The sequence below is a fragment of the Microbulbifer okhotskensis genome (assembly GCF_023895975.1).
GTDB classification, from domain to species: Bacteria; Pseudomonadota; Gammaproteobacteria; order Pseudomonadales; family Cellvibrionaceae; genus Microbulbifer; species Microbulbifer okhotskensis.
On the sequence record NZ_JALBWM010000425.1, the window covers coordinates 1 to 352 of the forward strand.

1 protein-coding gene is annotated in these 352 nt (G+C 53.7%); it reads right to left on the bottom strand.

The features are described 5' to 3' along the window. A partial coding sequence (locus MO867_RS22780; RefSeq protein ID WP_252473417.1) for a transposase occupies nt 1-352 on the bottom strand: 352 nt, incomplete at both ends.

Here is a 352-nt window from a genome sequence, read left to right on the forward strand (position 1 = left end):
TCATACCGCACTCTTTCAGCTTACCCAATACGCCTTTCCAGCTCAGCGTCGATTCACGCTCACCGTCTTCAATTGCCAGAAAGTGCTTTTCTCCGCGCTCGTTTACGCCGATCACAACCAGTGCGCAGAGCTTGCTTTCTTCTGAACGCAGACCGCTGTATATGCCGTCTGCCCAGATGTACACCCAGTGATCTTTATCCAGTCGTTTGGCTCGCCAAGTATCGTATTCATTCTTCCACTGCCCCTTCAGGCGAGCCACCGTACTGGCAGAAAGGCCTTTCCCTTCCGGGCCAACCAGTATGGACAGCGCCTCTTCCATCTCGCCGGTTGAAACACCCTTCAGGTAAAGCCA